The sequence below is a fragment of the Rhizobium sp. N621 genome (assembly GCF_001664325.1).
In the GTDB taxonomy this organism is placed as follows: domain Bacteria; phylum Pseudomonadota; class Alphaproteobacteria; order Rhizobiales; family Rhizobiaceae; genus Rhizobium; species Rhizobium esperanzae.
Map to the genome: position 1 here is coordinate 885915 of NZ_CP013495.1, position 20392 is coordinate 906306.

The 20392-nt window shown below is 62.3% G+C and carries 18 protein-coding genes; 12 read left to right on the plus strand and 6 right to left on the minus strand.

The window, feature by feature from the left end; translation table 11 throughout:
• Positions 1-46 precede the first annotated feature (46 nt).
• Complete coding sequence (gene mutL, locus AMK00_RS04330; protein ID WP_064809684.1) at positions 47-1879, minus strand: DNA mismatch repair endonuclease MutL; 1833 nt, start codon at positions 1877-1879, stop codon at positions 47-49.
• Positions 1880-2062: 183 nt separating this feature from the next.
• Here mutL and AMK00_RS04335 point away from each other — a divergent pair, with 183 nt between their 5' ends.
• Together AMK00_RS04335 and AMK00_RS04340 are read left to right on the plus strand one after the other, a co-directional pair.
• Positions 2063-3790 carry a response regulator gene (locus AMK00_RS04335; protein WP_064809685.1) on the plus strand — a complete coding sequence of 576 codons (1728 nt, stop codon included), beginning with the start codon at positions 2063-2065 and terminating at the stop codon, positions 3788-3790.
• A 147-nt stretch (positions 3791-3937) separates the two neighbouring features.
• Positions 3938-5302, plus strand: coding sequence for a putative bifunctional diguanylate cyclase/phosphodiesterase (locus AMK00_RS04340; protein ID WP_064809686.1), 1365 nt, complete (start codon positions 3938-3940; stop codon positions 5300-5302).
• 117 nt (positions 5303-5419) lie between these two features.
• Here AMK00_RS04340 and AMK00_RS04345 read toward each other — a convergent pair whose 3' ends face one another.
• The 5 genes from AMK00_RS04345 to AMK00_RS04365 all read right to left on the minus strand — a co-directional run bounded on the left by AMK00_RS04345 (position 5420) and on the right by AMK00_RS04365 (position 9495).
• Complete coding sequence (locus AMK00_RS04345; protein ID WP_064809687.1) at positions 5420-6025, minus strand: PRC-barrel domain-containing protein; 606 nt, start codon at positions 6023-6025, stop codon at positions 5420-5422.
• A 220-nt stretch (positions 6026-6245) separates the two neighbouring features.
• Positions 6246-7133 carry an SMP-30/gluconolactonase/LRE family protein gene (locus AMK00_RS04350; RefSeq protein ID WP_064800833.1) on the minus strand — a complete coding sequence of 296 codons (888 nt, stop codon included), beginning with the start codon at positions 7131-7133 and terminating at the stop codon, positions 6246-6248.
• Positions 7134-7137: 4 nt separating this feature from the next.
• Positions 7138-7770 carry a 2-dehydro-3-deoxy-6-phosphogalactonate aldolase gene (locus tag AMK00_RS04355; RefSeq protein WP_064809688.1) on the minus strand — a complete coding sequence of 211 codons (633 nt, stop codon included), beginning with the start codon at positions 7768-7770 and terminating at the stop codon, positions 7138-7140.
• 13 nt (positions 7771-7783) lie between these two features.
• Complete coding sequence (locus tag AMK00_RS04360) at positions 7784-8698, minus strand: 2-dehydro-3-deoxygalactonokinase (protein WP_064809689.1); 915 nt, start codon at positions 8696-8698, stop codon at positions 7784-7786.
• Entirely contained in the window at positions 8698-9495 is a 798-nt protein-coding gene (locus AMK00_RS04365; RefSeq protein ID WP_064809690.1) for an SDR family NAD(P)-dependent oxidoreductase, read from the minus strand. Before AMK00_RS04365 ends, AMK00_RS04360 begins: the two co-directional genes overlap by 1 nt.
• 103 nt (positions 9496-9598) lie before the next feature.
• On the opposite strand from AMK00_RS04365, the gene AMK00_RS04370 reads away from it, so the two are divergent.
• The 10 genes from AMK00_RS04370 (at position 9599) to AMK00_RS04420 (ending at position 20391) form a co-directional block, all read left to right on the plus strand.
• On the plus strand, positions 9599-10393 hold the full coding sequence (locus AMK00_RS04370) for an IclR family transcriptional regulator (protein WP_064809691.1): 795 nt from the start codon (positions 9599-9601) through the stop codon (positions 10391-10393).
• Positions 10394-10609: 216 nt separating this feature from the next.
• Positions 10610-11344, plus strand: a complete 735-nt coding sequence (locus AMK00_RS04375) for a LuxR family transcriptional regulator (protein WP_064809692.1) — start codon at positions 10610-10612, stop codon at positions 11342-11344.
• Between the two features lie 615 nt (positions 11345-11959).
• On the plus strand, positions 11960-13126 hold the full coding sequence (locus tag AMK00_RS04380; RefSeq protein WP_064800838.1) for an Mrp/NBP35 family ATP-binding protein: 1167 nt from the start codon (positions 11960-11962) through the stop codon (positions 13124-13126).
• A 454-nt stretch (positions 13127-13580) separates the two neighbouring features.
• A complete protein-coding gene (locus tag AMK00_RS04390; RefSeq protein WP_064809693.1) occupies positions 13581-14555 on the plus strand; it encodes a magnesium transporter CorA family protein in 975 nt (324 codons plus the stop codon).
• 18 nt (positions 14556-14573) lie between these two features.
• Positions 14574-16475: a potassium transporter Kup gene (locus AMK00_RS04395; RefSeq protein WP_064800841.1), complete on the plus strand. Its 1902-nt coding sequence runs from the start codon at positions 14574-14576 to the stop codon at positions 16473-16475.
• Positions 16476-16756: 281 nt separating this feature from the next.
• Complete coding sequence (locus tag AMK00_RS04400) at positions 16757-17968, plus strand: cell wall hydrolase (RefSeq protein WP_064809694.1); 1212 nt, start codon at positions 16757-16759, stop codon at positions 17966-17968.
• Between the two features lie 272 nt (positions 17969-18240).
• Complete coding sequence (locus tag AMK00_RS04405) at positions 18241-18579, plus strand: AtpZ/AtpI family protein (RefSeq protein WP_064800843.1); 339 nt, start codon at positions 18241-18243, stop codon at positions 18577-18579.
• Positions 18580-18641: 62 nt separating this feature from the next.
• Entirely contained in the window at positions 18642-19394 is a 753-nt protein-coding gene (locus AMK00_RS04410) for a F0F1 ATP synthase subunit A (RefSeq protein WP_064800844.1), read from the plus strand.
• A gap of 68 nt (positions 19395-19462) precedes the next feature.
• Positions 19463-19690 carry a F0F1 ATP synthase subunit C gene (locus tag AMK00_RS04415; RefSeq protein ID WP_003588243.1) on the plus strand — a complete coding sequence of 76 codons (228 nt, stop codon included), beginning with the start codon at positions 19463-19465 and terminating at the stop codon, positions 19688-19690.
• Positions 19691-19767: 77 nt separating this feature from the next.
• Entirely contained in the window at positions 19768-20391 is a 624-nt protein-coding gene (locus tag AMK00_RS04420) for a F0F1 ATP synthase subunit B (protein WP_064800845.1), read from the plus strand.
• Position 20392: the final 1 nt, after the last annotated feature.

Sequence of the window (20392 nt, forward strand, 5' to 3'; positions counted from 1 at the left end):
GTCATCCGTCTGCCATACTCCCGCATGAAGGGCTTTGCCAGCTTTTTCAGCTTCTGCCGAAAAGCCGCTCGATATCGCTGAGCTTCAATTCGATATAGGTCGGCCGGCCGTGATTGCACTGGCCGGAGCCGGGTGTTACTTCCATTTCCCTCAGCAGCGCGTTCATTTCCTCCGGCCGCAGCCGCCGGCCGGAGCGAACCGATCCATGGCAGGCCATGGTCGCCGCCACATATTCGAGCTTGGCCGACAGGCCCGACGCCGTATCCCATTCGGCGATCTCGTCGGCAAGCTGGCGGATCAGGCCATGGGCGTCGACCTCGCCGAGCATGGCCGGCGTTTCGCGCACCGCGATCGCCCCGGGACCGAAGCGCTCGATCGCCAGACCGAGTTCGGCAAACTCTGCCGCGTGCAGCATCAGCCGGTCGCAATCTTCTTCCGGAATGTCGACGATCTCTGGGATGAGCAGCACCTGCGAGGCCAGCCGCTTCGAATGCAGCGCCTTGCGCATCGCCTCGAAAACCAGCCGCTCATGCGCCGCATGCTGGTCGACGATGACGAGCCCGTCCTCGGTCTGGGCGACGATATAATTGGCGTGGATCTGCGCCCGTGCCGCGCCGAGCGGATAACGCCCGACGGGTTCCGGCGCGGCCGGGCGAGGAGAGGCCAGGCCGGGAGACACGGGGTCGGGAGAAAATTGCGGCTCGGCCCGTGCGGTCGGCATCGACAGACCGTCGAAGGATGCCTGCGGCCGTTCGGAAAAAGCCGGTGCCGGCTGGTAGGGGCGGGAAGGGGAGGTCTCTGCCGACCATGGCGCCTGTGGCCGCTGCCCATAGGGCGGGAAACCGGGGCGGAAAGCGCGCAGCATATCGCTCGCGCCGGTCGTTGCCGCCCGGCTGCCGTCGCGCGCGAGCGCCTCGCGGATGGCGCCGACGATCAGGCCGCGCACCAGCCCGGGATCGCGGAAGCGCACGTCGGACTTGGCCGGATGCACGTTGACGTCGACGAGGGCCGGATCGAGAGTGATCGACAGCACTGCCACCGGATAGCGCCCGGACGGGATCGTCTCGGCATAGGCGCCGCGGATCGCCGAGAGGATCAGCTTGTCCTGCACTGGGCGGCCGTTGACGAAGGCATATTGATGGGCGGAGTTGCCGCGATTGAAGGTCGGCACGCCGGCAAAGCCGGTCAGCGCGATGTCCTCGCGTACGGCGTCGAGCGCAATGGCATTGTCGCTGAAGTCCTTGCCGAGAACCTGCGCCATGCGCGCCAGATGATCGTCGCCCGTCGCCGGAAATTCCAGCGTTGCGCGGTCAGAGCCGGACAGCACGAAGCGCACGGCGGGAAAGGCGATCGCCATGCGTTTGACGATCTCGGTAATGGCGCCGGCTTCGGCCTTCTCCGTCTTCAGGAATTTGAGCCGCGCCGGCGTGGCGAAGAACAGGTCGCGGACTTCGACGATCGTGCCGGGATTGGCGGCGGCCGGCCTCAGATGCAGGACCTTGCCGCCGGCGACGGCAATCTCGTGGCCGCCGGCGCTGTCGCGCTTGCGGCTTGCGATGCTGAGCCTGGCCACGGACCCGATCGAAGGCAGCGCCTCGCCGCGAAAGCCGAGCGTTCTGATATCCTCGAGCGTCTCGGAGATCTTCGAGGTGCAGTGGCGCCTGATTGCCAGCTCCAGATCGCCGGCGTCCATGCCGGAGCCGTTGTCGCTGACCCGCAGCAGCGCCTTGCCGCCGCCTGCCGTGGCGATCTCGATGCGCGTCGCCCCCGCATCGAGCGCGTTTTCGATCAATTCCTTGGCAGCGCTCGCCGGCCGTTCAATGACTTCGCCGGCGGCGATCTGGTTGATGAGCGTTTCGGAAAGCTGTCTGATGGCCATGGGCTATTTTCGGGGATTCGCGGCCTGGAGGGAAGGGCTTTCCGATCGCTTGGCAAAACTGTGATCCGCGGCTGCCCCGAATTCGGGGATTGGCAGTGTTAAGCCGGTTTTAACAGAAAAATGGCATTTCTAATCAATACCCTCCGGAAGCCGCGAAATCAAACAGATGTGGGACGAAATGGAATGAGTGCCGGCTTCGAAAAGGCGGACACATCATCAGAGACCGACGGGACTCTCGCCGGGGCCGATCTGCAGACGGCGCTCTTCGATGCGGTGTGCGACAGCCTTTCGGCAGCGTTCATCATCTACGACAAGAACGATCATCTGATCTTCGCAAGCCGCCAGATTCTCGAATTCTTCCCCTTGCCGTCCGAGATGCTGAAGCCAGGCATCCGGCTGCGCGATTTCCTGGGCGCGATCTACGATACCGGCGTTCGCCAGCAATATATCAGGCAGAGCGGCTCGCTCAGCCGCGAGGACTGGCTGTCGCAGAAAATCGCCTCGCATTGGCGCGAACGCTTCGAATCCGTCGAGCGACATGGCGCCGACAGCTGGGTCCGCTTCGTCAAGCGCAGGCTGCCGGGCGGTTACGGCGTCACCGTCGTCTCCGACATTTCCGAGGACAAGAAGCGCGAGGAGCAGTGGCGCTCGGACATGGAGCGGGTGCAGCTCACCGAAGACATTCTCGATAACCTGCCGTTCCCGCTTTTCGTCAAGGATCGCAACCTCACCTATGTCGCGGTAAACCTCGCCTTTTGTGAGAAATACCAGAGGAGCGCCGACGAGGTGCTCGGGCGCAAGAGCGGCGATCTCTTCTCACCCGAGATCGCCAAGCGCTTCGAAGAAAGCGATCGTCACGTGCTGGAAACCGGCGAGATGTCGATCTCCCGCCAGCGGCAGATCTCCCGCGACGGCATCGAGCGCGACATCGTCAGCCGCAAGCATCGCATCGGCAAGCCCGGCCGCTATTTCCTGGTGTCGACCATGCAGGACCTGCCGCGCGACGGCGCCGATCTCGAGGAGTTCGACCGCGCCTCGGCGATCACCGCCTCCACCAACCAGAGTTATCGCCGCGCCTATGTGCCGGTGCCGAGCGCGGTGGAGCGCCGCGAGCCGGCGGCGATGGAGGCGATCGTTCCGGAGAATTTCTCCGGCCGCAAGATTCTCGTCGTCACCGCCGACCTCGCCGCCGAGACCGCCGCTCTGCGGACGCTGACGAAATACGGTTTCGAATCCTGCTCGGTGCGCGGCGAGGATGAAGAGGAGCGGTTCCTGGAAATCGCCACCTCCTCCGGCATTTCGCTCGATCTGCTGATCATCGACAATCAGATGGGCATGCGCTGCCTCGAGCTTGCCGAGCAATACGGAATTCCGGCGCTCGTCATGGACGGCTTCCAGATCGCCAACGAGCTCACCTTCCAGATCGCCCGCCATTTCAATCGCAACAGCCGCAACAACGGCAGCGGGGCGGACGCGGATTGGGAAATCAGCACTTCCGACGATACTGCCGGCTTGCAGGTTCTCGTCGCCGAAGACAACGATATCAATCAGATCGTGTTTTCACAGATCCTCGAGGGCCTCGGCTATCGTCATATGATCGCTGTGACCGGCGACGAGGTCGTGCGCCTCTGGGCCGAACACCGGCCCGGCGTGGTGCTGATGGACATTTCGCTGCCGGGCTTCAACGGCTTCGAGGCGGCGCGCCTGATCCGACAGATGGAGGAAGCCGGCCGCGCAGCCCGCACGCCGATCATCGGCGTGCTGACCCAGGCCTTCGAGCGCGATCGCGCCGAATGCGCCAAATCGGGCATGGACGACGTCATCATGAAGCCCGTCAGTCCCGACATGCTGGAGACGATATTTCAGAAATACCTGACGGAAGGGGCTGCGCCGGTTCGAGCGAGCGGATGAGACGGAAGTCCGGTCGCCGTCTCCCGTATACAGCAATCTCCCCAAATCTGGGGTAGATCAGCCCGTCAAAGGCAGCTGATTTACTAGCGAATTGTTAAGAAATGCCGGTCATTCTCTCCTCGGCTGCGGAGGGAAGCTCGGGTTTGGATGATGAAATCGGCGGAAACAGCTTCCTTGACCGTGAGTCATAATGAGCTTCAGGCGATGGCTTATACCGATCCGCTGACCGGGTTGGGAAACCGCAATCGCATGCGCGACAAGGTGCTGCAGATCTCTGCCGAGCGCGCCAGCGATCCCGCTCCCTTCACCATCGGCATCGCCAATCTCGACAGCTTCAAGCCGATCAACGATCTTTTTGGCTCCTCGGCCGGCGATGAGATCCTTTGCCAGGTCGCCCATCGGCTCAGGGCCTGCATTCCGGACGGGGCGCTGGTCACCCGTCACGATGGTGACGAATTCGCCTTCGTGCTGCCGTTGATCTTCGAGCGGGCGAGCGCCGAAAAATTCGGCCAGATGATCCGCGAGGTGCTGTCGGCGCCCTATGACCTCGGCGACCGCAATGTCCGTCTCTCCGCCTCCTTCGGCTTCGCCATCTTCCCGTTCGCCGGAGAGGATTGCGAGGAACTGTTGAAGAGCGCCGAAACCGCCCTCTATCGTTCCAAGCGTCGCGGCCGCGGCCAGATCACCGTCTATTCGCGTGAAATCGCCCAGGAGATGAAGCGTGCGACACAGCTGGAGCAGGCGCTCAGAAATGCGATCATCTCCGACGCGATCGACGTTCATTTCCAGCCGATCGTCTCGCTCGGCAACAATCAGGTCGTCGGCTTCGAGGCGCTCGCCCGCTGGAACGATCCCGATCTCGGCTTCGTGTCCCCCGGCGTCTTCGTGCCGCTCGCCGAAGAGCGCGGTTTCATCGATGCGCTGTCGGAGGCCCTGCTTCGCAAGGCCGCCGAAGCAGCCTTGTCTTGGCCGCGCGAACTCTTCCTGTCCTTCAACCTCTCTTCGGCGCAGCTGATGGATCCCGGCACGAGCGGTAGCATCCTGTCGATCCTCGGCCGCGTCGGCTTCGACCCGCACCGCCTGGAACTGGAAATCACCGAGACGGCGGTGATGGGTTCGGCCGATACCGCCCATCGCATCATCGCCGATCTGCGCGCCGCCGGCGTTCGCATCTCCCTCGACGATTTCGGCACGGGCCAGTCGAGCCTCGGGCGTCTGCGCGACTTCATTTTCGACAAGATCAAGATCGACCGCGCCTTCGTCTCGCGCATCAATTCCGACCGCGCCTCCGAACACATCATCAAGGCGATCCTTTCCATGTGCGAAGGCTTGGAGCTGGAAGTCGTGGCCGAAGGCATCGAGGATTATGCCGAGGCGGTGAAGCTGCGCACACTCGGCTGCGGCATGGGCCAGGGCTACCATTTCGGCCGCCCGGCCGATGGCATCGCCACGCTGCGCTTCCTGCACGAGAACTATTACGATATGGCGCCCGCCGAACGCGTCAGCGCATAAGCTATCCCAGCAAAAGTGCGCAGCGGTTTTGCGTTCGGGATTGCGTCAAGCGATCACCAAACAGCGATGGCGCCCCTAGGAGCGCCATCACCTACGCTATACTACCGCGCGCGCGGTTTACTTAGGCGTGGTCGAGCCGGTTGCCGTCGTATCGGTGCCGGTTGCGGCCGGGGCCTTCTCTGCAGACTGCATTGCCAGCGTCTTGAACTCGGGCGCAGCCTTCAGCGATTCAGCGGTCTCGCTGGTTGTCAGCTTGAGACTGCCATCCTGGGTATTCTGGGCGATGGCGATTTTCTCCATCGGAACGGCGACATCCTTTTCGCCAATGCCGAGGAAGCCGCCGACGCCGACGATCGCAGCAACGATGCCGCCATCCTTTTTCATGATCAGGTCGTTGATGCTACCGATGCTTTCATTGTTGGCGTTATAGACCGACTGACCGATATAGGTGTTGGCACTGACCTGGTCCGGAGCCTGCTCCGTCAGATAGGTACCTTGAGCGACATCCGTGCTCGGTTTTACAGCCGGAGCCTGTGCAGCGTCGCCTGCGGGCTTGGTGACATCAGGGGTGACCGGCTTGGGGGCAGCCGGATCGGCCGGCGCTGCCTGATTGGTCGCGGCGGGATCGGCAGGCTGCGGCGCCGTCTGCGAGAATGCCGCCGGTGCGAAAGCCGTGGCAAACAGCGCGCCAGCGGCAACGGTCGTCAAAAGTTTGCTTGTCATTTCGAACCTACTTTCATTTCCCTAGAGTGATCGCTGACTCGGCAATGCATCATCCTTTGCCGCGCCGGTTCGAAGGGAAAATGAGCGGTGCGCCGATTGGTTCCGGTTGAAAACACGGAAAATTTCTCGATTATCACGGAACTTTTATTGGCGAACGGCCCGAAACGAAAAAGGCGCCCCACTCGGGAGCGCCTTGAATGGTGGCTGGCCGATACGGCAGTCACAGCACATAGACGGGATCGAACACGCCCTTGACCTCGATGCCGAGTTCCAGAAGCGCGCCGGCACTCGGTTGAGCCGAACGGGCATCCTCGTCAAGCCCTTCCCAGGCCGTCGTCACCGCCAGCCGGTCTGCATTGGCGCCGATGAAGGCCGGGCAGGAGGGCTGGACGGCGGGAACCTTGTAGCGCGAGATACGCAAGCCATCGGGATTGTAGCGATCGACGACGCCGGCGCCCCAGCGGGCATTCCAGATATAGCCGTCGGCATCGACCACCGAACCGTCGATGCCGCCGGGCTCGTTCATGCTGTCGACGAGCACGATCGGCTCGCCCGAGGGCAGGCCGGTCTGCGGATCGACCATGACGCGCATCAGCCGGTTGATGCGGGAATCCGTGTAGTATCCGACCGTGCCGTCCGGGGAAAAGCAGATTGAATTCGGGATGCTGATGCCGCTGAAGATCTTTGTCACCTTGCCGCCGGCAACATGATAGATGGCGCCGGCCTGGTTCTCCGCCCGCTTGCTCATCGTGCCGATCCAGAGTGAGCCCGACGGATGGGTGCGGCCGTCATTCGAGCGGTTCTCCGGTCTGTCGTTTTCGAGCGCCGCATAGAAGGTGAGGTTGCCGCTGGCCAAGTCGCGCACGAAAAGCCCTTCTTCGGTCGCGATCAGCTGCCGTCCGGCGTCGATGCGGGCCAGCACGCTTGCCATGACCGGCAGCGAATGGACCTTTTTGGCGCGCGTCGAAAGGTTGAGCTCGTGCAGCTCCTTGCCGAGGATGTTGAACCACCAGACGGTATCGCTGTCCGGATCATAGGTCGGACCTTCGCCGAGAACGGAATTGGTGTTGCAAAGGGTCTTGCCTTCGAACTCGTAAATGTCGGTCATACGTTCACGCTCCCATGGCTGCATCATAGGCGTAAATGGTCGTCTTGGCGCGCTCGGCAACCTCTGCCGCGGTCATTCCGGGCTTGTAGAGGCTGGTGCCGAGGCCGAAGGCTGAGATGCCGGCCTTGGTGTAATCGGCGAAGTTCTTCTCCGACACGCCGCCGACGGCGGCAATCGTCAGTTCCGGCGGCAGGATCGCCCGGATCGCCGTGATGCCGGAGGGGCCAAGAACGCTCGCCGGGAAGAATTTGAGACCGGTGGCGCCGGCCCGCGCTGCGGCGAGCGCCTCGGTCGGCGTAAAGACGCCGGGCATCGTCACCATACCATGTTCGCCCGCCCGGATGATCACCTCCGGTTCGACATTCGGGGTCACCAGCAGCTTGCCGCCGGCCGCATTCAGACTGTCGACAGCCTCCACCGTCAGCACCGTGCCGGCGCCGATCAGCACCTCGGCCGGCGCCATCTTCGCGGCAATCTCGATGGATTTGAACGGCTCCGGCGAATTGAGTGGGATCTCGATCGCCGTCAGGCCGTTTTCGATCAAGGCGCCGACGACGCTCTCGGTCTCGTCGGGCCGGATGCCGCGCAGGATGGCGATCAGCGGGCGCTTCATGTCGGGGAAGGGGATACGGTTCATCGTGTCAGCTTTCTCAATTCGGCCAGATGGCTTCGGCGGCTGCCGATAGGCCGCGGCGCACGGCCGCGTCGGCGTCGATGGCGGTGAAGGCAAGGGAGAGGGTGTTGAAAGCCTGCTCGTAGAGCGCCTGCAGGCGTCCGGAGGCGACGAGGGTGATGCCTGAGTTGGCGGCATCCTGCAGCGCGCCGGCAATTTCGAGGCCGATCAGTGTGCCGGAAAGCCGGGCCTGCGCTGATGCGGCGGAGATCCCGTGCAGCAGCTGGCCCGAACGGGCGGTAAACAGCAGATTGGAGGCAAGTGCCGGATGCGCAAAGGCCGCCGATACCGCCGCCTCGAAGGCAGCCGTATCCGCCGGCTGTTGTTCGGCACCCGACACGGCATGCGACAGGATCGTACTTTTACTGATCGCGTCGAAAAGTTCGCCGGTCATGAAGGTCGAAAAGCCGGTGACCTTGCCGTCCACGACATGCACCCATTTCGAATGCGTGCCGGGCATGCAGACTGCCTGCGCCGCGGAATTCGCGCGGCCGAGCGCGCCGAGAAGCTGGGTTTCCTCGCCGCGCATGACATCGGGCCTCGCCACATCCCGCTGGGCAAGGCCCGGCAGGATGCGGATGTCACGGCTTTCACCCGGCACGCGGACCGCCGCAGTGAGGATCGAGGCGAGCGGCGCGGGCACGTCGATATAACCGGCCTCGACCCAGCCCTGCCTTGCGCCGGCCATGCCGCAGACGATGACAGGCAGGCCTTCCGGCGCTTCGACAGCTGTAAGATGGCCCGACAGCACGGCGGAAAAGCCGGTCTTTGCCGCGCTGGTCATGCCTTCGCCGCTGCGGCGTTCGGCAAGGATGCTGCCGTCCCTGCCGATCAGCCAGAGCCGGAAACTGCTGGTGCCCCAGTCCACCGCGACATAAGCGGGATTAGCCATTACAAAACGCCTCCATCGACGATCAGGGACTGGGCGGTCATCGCCGCCGCGCAGTCGGATGCAAGAAACAGGCAGGGACCGACGATCGCATCGGCCTTGAGCGCGACTTTCAGGCATTGCTGCTCGACCGAGCGCGCGATGCTTTCCTCGGTGAGCCACAGCTGCATCTGCCGTTCGGTCACCACCATGCCGGGCAGGATGCAGTTGACCCGGATATTCTCCGGCCCGAGCCGGCCCGCCATGCTCTTCGTCAGTCCGACGACCGCCGCCTTCGCTGCCGCATAGGCGGGAAATCCGCCCATGTTCAGCTTGAAGGCGATCGACGACATATTGACGATCGCGCCGCCGCCGGCCGACCGCATCGACGGCGCCACCGCCTGCGAGGTGAAGAACACGTGCCGCAGATTGACCGCCTGATTGTTGTCCCAATAGGCCTCGGTCACATCATCAAATTCATGGCGGTCGTCCCAGGCGGCGTTGTTGACAAGCACGCGGATCGGCCCGGATGTCTGAACGACGGCATCGACCGTGCGCCGGATCGCCTCGATGTCGCGCAGATCGGCATGGTAGAAGAGCACCGGATGCGCCGTTTCCCGCGACAGTCTTTCGGCGAGTTCCCTGCCGGCCGTCTCGGCAATGTCGATGAAGGAGACCTTGGCGCCCTGGCGTGCGAAACCTTCGACGATCGCCGCGCCGATGCCGGATCCGCCGCCGGTCACGAGCACGGCGCGATCCTTGAACTCGGGAAATTGTGCTGCCACTGCGCTCACCGTCTCCTCCGGCCGCTGATGTTCCATTATTTGGAACTTAATTTGACTATGTGGAATTATCGGATTATGCTGGGCTTTCTGTCAAGGGCGCAGGCTTGCAAGCGCGAACCGATTGAATGGCACATAGACAATGACTTCAAGCGACGGCATGGCTCAGGCACGCGAGACCGGCACCCTCGGCAAATTGATGGTTCTCCTCGATCTCGTCACCCATGCGGATACGCCATTGCGCTTCACCGATATTCTGGCGCGGGCCGGCCAGCCGCGCGGCACGCTGCATCGCCAGCTCAGCCACCTGGTGGAGGAGGGGTTGCTCGAGCTTGATGGCGACGGCCGTTATGCGCCGGGCCTGCGCCTGCTCGATTTTGCCGCGCGCAGCTGGGCGCGCAACGAATTCCGCCTGGTTGCCGAACCGCACCTGAGCGAACTCCAGCAGGCGACCGGCGAGACGGTGCATCTCGGCGTTCTCCGGGGACAGTCGATCATTTATCTCGACAAGGTTGAAGGCCGTCAGCCGGTGCGCATGTATTCGCAGATCGGTAACGCGTCGCCCTGCTACTGCACTGGGGTCGGCAAGGCCGCTCTTTCGCTGCTTTCGCGAGAAACTCTTGTCGACCTCCTCGCCGGTCTGAGCTTCACCAGCTTTACCGCCTCGACCCATGCTTCGGCCGAGACGCTTACCGCCGAAATCCGCGAGATTGCCGAACAGGGCTATGCTTTCGACCGCGAGGAGCACGAGGCCGGCATCCGCTGCGTCGCCGCGCCCGTCTGGTCGGAGGATCGCACCTTCATCGGCGGCATTTCGGTCACCGGCCCGGCCTATCGGCTGTCGATGGAACTTCTGCGTCAGTGGGCCGTTCCCGTGCAGCTGGCGGCTGCAAGGATTATGGAGGGCATGCGCGTTCGCCTCGGCCCGCGCCGTTGACGGTCATCCCTTGCTCGACCCCCTTGCTGAGCATGCTTATGATGAGCGCGATATTGAGATTTACGGTCGAATCACGCCAAGTGGAATGGCCCGCGAAATCTGCAACCACGCATTGGCCGAAGCCTGTCCGCCGAGGCCGGCTCCACGTGATCCAACTCACGCTCCTCACGCCTCGATGCAACCAAACCGGCCGCGGCGCCGAAGATGAAAACTGTGATGGTACCCTTGTCGCAAACATCCACGGAAGAAGACGATTACATCAATGAAATCGCCGGCCTGAAGACGCAGTTCGATATTTTCCGTTTCTTGAAACGCGTCACGGAAGCTTATCGCAGCCGCGCCTTCATGGTTCTCAATCTGCCGCCGATCACCTCTCTCGACCTGCAGGGCAGCACCGTCATCACCAGTTGGCCGGCCGAGCTTCTGGCGCTCTACGACCAGGAAGCGCTGATGGTGAACAGCCCGGTTCTGAGGCGGCTGAGAACATCGACGCGGCCGTTCTTTTACGACATGTCGCGTGAGACCTGGTCGCGGGACGACGGCAAGTCCGCGCTGGTCACCGGGTTGTTCGAGCGTTTCAGGATGATGCGCGGCGCCTATTTCCCAACCCATGAGGCCTCCGGCCTGCGCGGCGCCGTCTCCTTCTCGGGCGATCGTGAACCGTTCAGCGCCGCCGAGATGCGCGAGCTTTGCTATATCGCCATCCATGTCTTCGACAGGCTTGCCGAAATCCGCAACCTTGACACGCGCATGACGGACTCGCTGACCGACCGCGAAATCGACTGCCTCAACTGGACGGCGGCCGGCAAGACCAGCGCCGAAATCGCGGAAATCCTGGCGCTGTCCGAGCATACGGTCAATCATTACCTCAACCGCGCCACCAAGAAGCTGGACACGGTCAACCGCACCCAGGCGGTCGCCAAGGCGCTGCGGATCGGCCTGATCAAATAAGTCGCAAAGATGGCGGCGCGCTGCGGGCGGCCGCTCAGTGCTTAGGCAGAAACGGGACGCGCCGCCGGCACTTCTGCGCGCTTTTCCCGATTTTTTCATCTGGCACGCTTTCTGCATCTCCTTTGCCAGAGGTCCAGAGGGGACTTTGATGACCAGCGCCAGGAAATGGCGCGGCCGACACACCGCTGCCCGACGCCGACGCCGCTTCTCTCCCGGCCCTCGGCGTCGGTGGCGGTTGTTGCCTTTTGGCACCGCTTCTTTCGCAGCTGTTGACGAATTCCTCTTCCCGATCACTTTTCTCTGGCCTTTTTTTCGGCTTGCGCTAGTTCGCCCCGCATTGCGCCGGTTCTCGGGGAGAGAGACCGTTGCGGCCATCAGGGCGAAAAGCCCGGCGGACTTGATGGCCGCAACGGCTTCGCGGGGTCCCCGCCGGCGTTTTCGACGCCGGCAAATCGAATTTTCCTCCCGATGATTTTGTTTGGCGAAGGCGTGCGGCTCCACTATCTCTACCGCATGATTTCATGTCTTGGTCGGAATCGGCCGAGACTAAAATCATGCGCGCGTCTTGAAAGGCGCGCGGCGCCGTAGTCTGCGAGAAGAAGCAATGAGGGTGGAATGACTGACGTCACGAAGGAACAGGTTCTCGAAACGCTGAAGACCGTGCGCGGACCGGATCTTGAACACGACATCGTCGCGCTCGGCATGGTCTCCGATATCTTCATTTCCGACGGCAAGGTCTATTTCTCCATCACCGTTCCGGCCGAGCGCGCCAAGGAACTGGAGCCGATGCGGCTCGCCGCCGAGCGCGTCATCAAGGAGATCCCGGGTGTCAAGGGTGCTCTCGTCACGCTGACTGCGGACAAGAAGGCGGCCGCCGCGCCCGCTGCCCGCCCGGCGTCGAATCCGCCCCACGGTCATCCCGGTCATGATCATGGGCAACACGCGCATGCGCCGCAGCAACAGCCGCCCCGAACCGGCAAGATCGGCGTCCCCGGTGTCGGCGCCATCATTGCCGTCGCCTCCGGCAAGGGCGGGGTCGGCAAGTCCACCACCGCCGTCAACCTGGCGCTCGGTCTGCTCGCCAACGGTCTTCGCGTCGGCATTCTCGATGCCGATATCTACGGCCCCTCGATGCCGCGGCTCTTGAAAATCTCCGGCCGCCCGACGCAGATCGATGGCCGCATCATCAATCCGATGGAGAATTACGGCCTCAAGGTGATGTCGATGGGTTTCCTCGTCGACGAGGAGACGGCGATGATCTGGCGCGGGCCGATGGTCCAGTCGGCGCTGTTGCAGATGCTGCGCGAAGTGGCATGGGGCGAGCTCGACGTCCTGGTCGTCGACATGCCGCCCGGCACCGGCGATGCGCAATTGACGATGGCCCAGCAAGTGCCGCTTGCCGGCGCCGTCATCGTTTCCACGCCGCAGGACCTTGCCCTGATCGATGCCCGCAAGGGCCTCAACATGTTCCGCAAAGTCGAGGTGCCGGTTCTCGGCATCGTCGAAAACATGAGCTATTTCATAGCGCCCGACACCGGTACCCGCTACGACATCTTCGGTCATGGCGGCGCCCGCAAGGAGGCCGAGCGCATCGGCGTGCCCTTCCTCGGCGAAGTGCCGCTGACGATGAACATCCGCGAAACGTCAGATGCCGGCACGCCGCTCGTCGCCTCCGATCCGAACGGCGTCGTCGCCGGCATCTATCGCGGCATCGCCGCCAAGGTGTGGCAGCAGCTCGGCGGCCAGCCCCAGCGCCCGGCGCCGGCGATCGTTTTTGAATGACGTCTCCGTTTATGGGCAGACTTCCAGGCCAGGGCGCGCGCATGACAGCAGAGCGCTGAGCCGCCGAATCACCGTTGCGATCACCCCGAATTGTGCAGGAAATGTGGTGAAAAGCCGCGCTTCACGGAAGATGTCTTGATTATTTCACGGCTTTGCTTCATATGCCGCGGCGCCATGATGGCATTGCTGCAGATGCTCAACGACGGCCGTCTTCGTTTCGAAGGTCCGGCCCGCCTGCAAGGTCGAAGGATGGGTACTGCGATGCGGTGGAGCACAATGGGCATGCTGGCTTTTGCGGCCGGATGCAGCCGGAGTTGTATGAACTTTCTTGATCTGCTTCCGTTTGGACCTGGGACGTGCCAGCCTCGCATTGCCGCGATGGCGGACGGATGGAAAGGCTTGCGATGAAGATGGCGATGACCACGAAGTGTCGTGAGCATCGGAGACGCTGCCGGTGATCACCGCTTACCGTTCCAATTGCAAATCGGTCGAGATCCGCGATCTCGGGCAGCCGGCATCCTTTCCCGAGGATGTCGTCTGGATCGACATGATCGAGCCGAGCCGCGAGGAGGAGCTTTATGTCGAGAAGGTTCTCGGCATCGAGGTTCCGACCCGTGACGATCTCAAGGACATCGAACCTTCGGCTCGCCTTTATATCGAAAACGACGCCGTCTTCATGACCGCTTCGCTGGTCTGGAAGGCCGATACCGACGCGCCGACGCTGACTGATGTCGCCTTCATCCTGGCCAAAAACCGCCTGGTCACCATCCGCTACGCCCAACCGAAATCCTTTGCGCTGTTTATCGCCGCCCTGCACCGGCTGCCGGAAAACTGGCGCAGCGGCGCGGCCCTTCTTGCCAAGCTGCTGGAGACGATCGTCGACCGGACTGCCGAAATCCTCGAAATCTCCGTCTCGCGCATCGACATCTTGTCGACGCATGTCTTCGGCAGGGCGAAAAAGGTCCGCAAGCCTTCAAACTACCTCGAGCAGAAATTGCGCGATATCGCCGGTCATCACCGCATGATCAGCAAGCTGCGAGACAGTCTCGGCTCGCTTTCCCGGCTTCTGACGTTCTTCTACACGATCCCGGCGATCCAGCAGGATCACGAGGCGAAGGAGCTCTGCCGCACCGTCTCACGCGATATTCAGTCGCTGTCGGAGCATGCCTCCTTCGTTGCCGCCAACATCACCTTCCTGCTCGATGCCTCGCTCGGCCTCATCAACATCGAACAGAACTCGATCATCAAGATTTTCTCGATCGCCTCGGTCGTGTTCCTGCCGCCGACATTGGTCGCCTCCATCTATGGCATGAATTTTCAGGTCATGCCGGAACTGGCCTGGACGGGGGGTTATCCCTATTCGCTGGCCTTGATGGTAATATCGGCCGTCATTCCTTTTTTCTTTTTTCGCTGGAAAGGCTGGCTCTGAGGAGCTTGTTGAAATTTCATGTCCGAAGAGAGCCATCCTCCGCACGAACGCCATATGACGCCACGCAAGCTGTTCTATCTCGCGCTCGGTTCCGTCGGTGTCGTCTATGGCGATATCGGCACGAGCCCGCTCTACGCTTTTCGCGAAGCGCTGAAGCCCGTCGCCCATGACGGCGTCACCCGTTTCGAGGTCATCAGTCTGATTTCGCTGATGATCTGGGCGCTGACCATCATCGTCACCATCAAATACGTTCTGTTCCTGCTGCGCGCCGACAACGACGGGGAGGGCGGCACGCTGTCGCTGCTCGCCCTTCTGATGAAGACCGCCAACGGTCATACCGCACTGCTGATGCTGCTCGGACTGATGGGCGCTGCCCTGTTCCTCGGCGATGCGATGATCACGCCGGCGCTTTCGGTGCTGTCGGCCGTCGAGGGTCTGAAGCTCGTCACGCCCAGCCTGGCGGAATACATCGTGCCGATCTCGGTGGCGATCCTGGTGCTGCTCTTCGTCGTGCAGTCGCGCGGCACCGGGGCCGTCGCCAAATTCTTCGGCCCGATCACCGCCGTCTGGTTCCTCGTCATCGCCGCCGCCGGCATTTCCCACATCTCCGACGATTTCGGCATTCTGGCCGCCTTCAACCCCTATTATGCGGTCAGCTTCCTGCTGCATGAGGGTTTTTACGGTGTCGTCGTGCTTGGTGCCGTCTTCCTGACGGTGACAGGCGCCGAGGCGCTTTATGCCGATCTCGGCCATTTCGGCCGTCGCCCGATCCAATGGGCCTGGTTCGCGCTGGTGTTTCCGGCGTTGACGCTGAACTATCTCGGGCAGGGCGCGCTCGTGCTCGGCAGACCGGAGACGATGTCCGACCCCTTCTATCTGATGTTTCCGCAATGGGCGCTGCTGCCGGTCGTCATCCTCGCCACCGCCGCAACAATCATCGCCAGCCAGGCCGTCATAACGGGGGCCTTTTCGCTGGTGCGCCAGGGCATCAACCTCGGCTTCCTGCCGCGCATGGAAATCCTCTTCACCTCGGAAACCAACACGGGACAGATCTTCTTGCCGTCGGTCAACGCCGTGCTGTTCTTTGGCGTCATTTTCCTGGTGCTGAGCTTCAAGACGTCGGACGCATTGGCGACCGCCTACGGCATCTCCGTCACGGGCGCCATGGTCGTCACCTCTATCATGGCCTTCGAATTCGTCCGCGCCCGCTGGAATTGGTCGCTGCCGGTCGCGGTGATCGCGCTCGCGCCGCTCGTCGTGCTCGAAATGATCTTCCTCGGCGCCAACCTTCTGAAGATCCACGATGGCGGCTATATCCCGATCCTGATCGCTACTGCCTTTACCGTCGTCATGTGGACCTGGCGCCGCGGCACCGCGATCCTGATGGAGAAGACCCGGCACACCGATATTCCGCTCGCCTCCTTCGTCAGTTCCATCGAGCGTAAGAGCGAGCATTCGCCGGCCCAGGTTCCGGGCACGGCGATCTTCCTGACCAGTGATCCGGAATCGGCCCCCGCCGCCCTGCTGCACAATCTCAAGCACAACCACGTGCTTCACGATCGCAACGTCATCCTGACGATCCGCACGGTCAACAAGCCGCGTGTACCGAGCCACGACCGCTACAAGGTCGAGCCGATTTCCGAACGCTTCTCGCGCGTCGAGCTGCTCTTCGGCTTCATGGAATCGCAGAACGTCTCGCAGGCGCTGGCAACGTTGCGCAAGACCGGTCTGAAGTTCGACATCATGTCGACCTCCTTCTATCTCGGCCGCCGCAAGCTGGTGCCGGATGCCAAGTCGGGCATGCCCTACTGGCAGGACCGGCTGTACATCGCGCTGGCCAACGCCGCCGCCAACCCCTCGGACTACTTCCGCCTGCCGGCCAACCGCGTCGTGGAGCTGGGCTCGCACGTTATTATTTGATGCGTGGGCAAAGACCCGCCCCAACCCCTGCCCACAAGGGGGAGGGGCTTAACTTGCCGCGACGACTTAACATATTTTCAACGTGTCGGAGGACCCGAGGCGGAACCCCCGGGTTAGTCCCTCCCCCTTGTGTGCAGGGGTTGGGGAGGGGTCTTTCACAAGGCTGCGACACACACCTCGTCCTATGAACTTATCAGCCATATTAGAACATCCAAAAACTCCCACTGCTACTTTCCGGCACGCCTCGTTAACCGGACGTCAAGGTTAATGAGAGATTTTCGATGGCATGTTCCCGCGTTCCATGCCCGGAGTTCGTGTTGCGTCGAAAGAGCCCTTCCCGTAGCAAGCTGCGTCTTCTTCCCGAGAACTGGGTGTCGCCCGCCATCTTCGGGCTTGCCGGCTGGCTGATCTTCCCGAGCGTTGCCTCCCACGCCGATCTCGCCACGATGCTCGCCGGTCTCGATCGTGAGGGGGAGAGCTGGCGCATGGTGCTGACCAATTCGCCGGCCGGCTCCATCCACCAGGCCGAGCTCGCCTTCGCCGATCCGGCAGCGACCGGCTCGATCGCCTCAGACGCCGGCATGGTGCTGCCCGATGGCCGCAAGGTGGCTTTTACGGCCAAGGACAAGGGTCACGAGGACACGCCGGACGAGGACCGCGTCATTCGCGGCACGAAGAAAGGCCGCGTTGTCGCCGTCGAGAAGATGCAGCCGCCGAAGGATTTTTCCGCCGGCTCGATTCTCGAGCGCACCAAGATGCTGTTCACCCCGAATTTCGATCTCAAGGACCGGTCGGCTTTCGTCAAGCCGAAGATCCAGGGCAGGGAAATCGAGATCGCCACCTCTTTCTATAAGAAGCAGCCGGTGATGCCCGAGGTCGGCGTGCCGGCGATGCTCGCAAGCCTCGTCACCAGCAACAAGGCCGACGTGCTTGCCACCGCCTATGCGCCGGCCGCACCGGATTATGCCCGCCAGTCGCCCTTCGATTCGATCCTGACCGAACCGGACAGCGGCCGCTTCGTGCCCCAGATCGGTCCGGGCGACCACGCCTGGGCCGCAAGCGTGCTGCCGCCGAGCGTCTTCTCCGCCCGCGAGCAGCAATGCCTTGCCTCCGGCATCTATTTCGAGGCGCGCGGGGAATCGGTGAAGGGCCAGGCGGCCGTCGCCCAGGTCATCCTCAACCGTGTCCGCAACCCCGCCTATCCCAAGAGCATTTGCGGCGTCGTCTATCAGAACGAGGATTGGCGCAACCGCTGCCAGTTTTCCTTCGCCTGCGACAGCATCAAGGACCGGGTGAATTCACAATATCACTGGCGGGTGGCCCGCGACGTGGCCATGGCGGTGACATCAGGCAAGATCTGGCTGCCGCAGGTAGGTTCGGCAACACACTACCATGCCGTCTATGTCCGCCCGAAATGGGCAAAGACCATGGAAAAGGTGGGGCGCATCGGTCTCCACGTCTTCTACCGCACCTATGGCGGCGGCTGGAGCTAAGAGAATCCGCCAGGGCGGCAGTGATTTCCGGCCCGCAAAAGCGGATTCTTTCCGTTGAATTTGCCCACACGGCTGAATATCGATATATCTCCTTGATTTTACACCATTATTTTCTGGCTGGACAGAAGCCGTCTACGCCTTGACTATACCAATCCCTAAAACTATGTTGCGCGCGACTTCAGAACGGGCCGGAAGGGTCTCAACCTTCGCGTCCGGGGTCCGAATGACCGGGGTAGCGGGAGTGCGGGCGACGGGCAGGCGAGGAGAGATCCATGGCGGACGACCGCGAGGAAAGTCTTGAGAAGCGCCGTGCGCAACTGGGAGCGGAACTCGCGACCAAGCGCGCTGAGGCGGGAGTGGAAAAAGCAAGCGAGGCCCAAGCCGAGGTAAGCCGCAAAGGTTATGCCCAGGCGATGAAGCTTTCCAGCGAGTTCATTGCCGCAATCGTCGTCGGTGCCGTCCTTGGCTATCTTCTCGACCGTTTTGTTGGCACGGCGCCTTGGGGGTTGATTGTTCTTCTGCTTCTCGGATTCTGTGCCGGCGTTCTGAACGTATTGCGTTCTGCGGGGGTGGTTGCTCATCCGCTGGACGACCAGGACGACAAGAAATAGGGGCCGGTCCCGGTCCAGTGCAATGACCCCGCGTCCTGCGGGCCAAAGAGAGAGAACAAGCGGTGTCTAACGATCCGACTCATCAGTTCCTGATCCAGAAGATTGTCCCGATCGAAATCGGCGGAATTGATTTTTCGTTCACCAACGCATCGCTCTTCATGGTCGCTTCGGCAGCCGTTGCCGCCGGCTTCCTGTATTTCTCGACCTCGAACCGCGCCATCGTGCCCGGCCGTTCGCAGTCGGTCGCCGAAATGTCCTATGAATTCATCGCCAACATGCTGAAGGAAGGCGCGGGCAAGCAGGGGCTGAAGTTCTTCCCGCTGGTCTTCTCGCTCTTCATGTTCGTGCTGACGGCGAACCTGCTCGGCATGTTCCCCTATTTCTTCACGATCACCAGCCAGATCATCGTCACCTTCGCGCTGGCGATCCTCGTTATCAGCACGGTTCTGATCTACGGCTTCTATAAGCACGGTTTCCACTTCCTGAATGTCTTCGTGCCCTCGGGCGTGCCGGGCATATTGCTGCCGCTGGTCGTCGCGATCGAAATCATTTCCTTCCTGTCCCGTCCGATTTCGCTCTCCGTTCGTCTTTTCGCCAACATGCTCGCCGGTCACATCACGCTGAAGGTGTTCGCAGGCTTCGTCGCCTCGCTTGGAACCCTCGGTGCCGTTGGTATCGGCGGCGCCGTTCTTCCCCTCATCATGACCGTCGCCCTGACCGGTCTCGAGTTCCTCGTCGCCTTCCTTCAGGCTTACGTCTTCGCGGTGCTGACTTGCATGTACCTCAACGACGCAATCCATCCGGGCGGGCACTAAGGATAACGACAACGACGTCTCCAGGGCGTCAGTCATTCGCCGCAACAACCATTTCAAAGGAGTTCAACATGGAAGCGGAAGCAGCAAAGTTCATCGGTGCAGGCCTGGCTTGCTTTGGTATGGCCGGTACGGCTCTCGGCCTCGGCAATATCTTCGGCAGCTACCTCTCCGGCGCTCTGCGCAATCCGTCTGCCGCTGACAGCCAGTTCGGCCGTCTGGTATTCGGCTTCGCCGTTACGGAAGCTCTGGGCATCTTCTCGCTGCTCGTCGCTCTCCTCCTCCTCTTCGCTGTCTGATATCGGCGAATAGATGGATCACGGCCTGCGACCGCAAGCCGTGATCCTTTGCATTTGCAGTCCACCTGGAGGTGAGCATGTTTTTTGTGACCCCGGCTTACGCTGAAGAAGCACCGGCGGCAGCGACCGGCACGGATGCGCATGCCGCTCCGGCCGCAGGCGAGGTCCATACCGAGACCGGCGTTGCCGAAGGCGAACACGCCCGCGGCCCGTTCCCGCCTTTCGATTCGACGACCTACGCATCCCAGCTGCTCTGGCTGGTGATTACGTTCGGCGTCTTCTACCTCCTTATGCAAAAGGTCATCGCGCCGCGCATCGGGGCCATCCTCGATCAGCGCCACACGCGCATCTCCCAGGACCTGGAAGAAGCAGGCCGCCTGAAGGCGGAGGCCGACGCCGCCGTCCAGACCTATGAAGGCGAACTGGCCGCTGCCCGCGCCAAGTCCCACGCGATCGGCTCCGCCGCCCGTGACGCCGCCAAGGTCAAGGCCGAAGAGGATCGCCGCACCGTCGAGGCCAGCCTGTCGGAAAAGATCAAGGCTGCCGAAGCCCGCATCGCTGACATCAAGGCCAAGGCTTTCGCCGACGTCGGCACCATTGCCGAGGAAACGGCAGCCGCGGTCGTCGAACAGCTGATCGGCAGCACCGCTGCGCAGGCAGACGTCGCCGCCGCCGTCGCGGCCGCCAAGAAGGAGGCTTGAT

Excerpts from the sequence above, each read along its gene's own strand:
- mutL (WP_064809684.1), bottom strand. The coding sequence starts at position 1,879 with ATGGCCATCAGACAGCTTTCCGAAACGCTCATCAACCAGATCGCCGCC.
- AMK00_RS04335 (WP_064809685.1), top strand. The coding sequence starts at position 2,063 with ATGAGTGCCGGCTTCGAAAAGGCGGACACATCATCAGAGACCGACGGG.
- AMK00_RS04340 (WP_064809686.1), top strand. The coding sequence starts at position 3,938 with ATGATGAAATCGGCGGAAACAGCTTCCTTGACCGTGAGTCATAATGAG.
- AMK00_RS04345 (WP_064809687.1), bottom strand. The coding sequence starts at position 6,025 with ATGACAAGCAAACTTTTGACGACCGTTGCCGCTGGCGCGCTGTTTGCC.
- AMK00_RS04350 (WP_064800833.1), bottom strand. The coding sequence starts at position 7,133 with ATGACCGACATTTACGAGTTCGAAGGCAAGACCCTTTGCAACACCAAT.
- AMK00_RS04355 (WP_064809688.1), bottom strand. The coding sequence starts at position 7,770 with ATGAACCGTATCCCCTTCCCCGACATGAAGCGCCCGCTGATCGCCATC.
- AMK00_RS04360 (WP_064809689.1), bottom strand. The coding sequence starts at position 8,698 with ATGGCTAATCCCGCTTATGTCGCGGTGGACTGGGGCACCAGCAGTTTC.
- AMK00_RS04365 (WP_064809690.1), bottom strand. The coding sequence starts at position 9,495 with ATGGAACATCAGCGGCCGGAGGAGACGGTGAGCGCAGTGGCAGCACAA.
- AMK00_RS04370 (WP_064809691.1), top strand. The coding sequence starts at position 9,599 with ATGACTTCAAGCGACGGCATGGCTCAGGCACGCGAGACCGGCACCCTC.
- AMK00_RS04375 (WP_064809692.1), top strand. The coding sequence starts at position 10,610 with ATGGTACCCTTGTCGCAAACATCCACGGAAGAAGACGATTACATCAAT.
- AMK00_RS04380 (WP_064800838.1), top strand. The coding sequence starts at position 11,960 with ATGACTGACGTCACGAAGGAACAGGTTCTCGAAACGCTGAAGACCGTG.
- AMK00_RS04395 (WP_064800841.1), top strand. The coding sequence starts at position 14,574 with ATGTCCGAAGAGAGCCATCCTCCGCACGAACGCCATATGACGCCACGC.
- AMK00_RS04400 (WP_064809694.1), top strand. The coding sequence starts at position 16,757 with ATGGCATGTTCCCGCGTTCCATGCCCGGAGTTCGTGTTGCGTCGAAAG.
- AMK00_RS04405 (WP_064800843.1), top strand. The coding sequence starts at position 18,241 with ATGGCGGACGACCGCGAGGAAAGTCTTGAGAAGCGCCGTGCGCAACTG.
- AMK00_RS04415 (WP_003588243.1), top strand. The coding sequence starts at position 19,463 with ATGGAAGCGGAAGCAGCAAAGTTCATCGGTGCAGGCCTGGCTTGCTTT.
- AMK00_RS04420 (WP_064800845.1), top strand. The coding sequence starts at position 19,768 with ATGTTTTTTGTGACCCCGGCTTACGCTGAAGAAGCACCGGCGGCAGCG.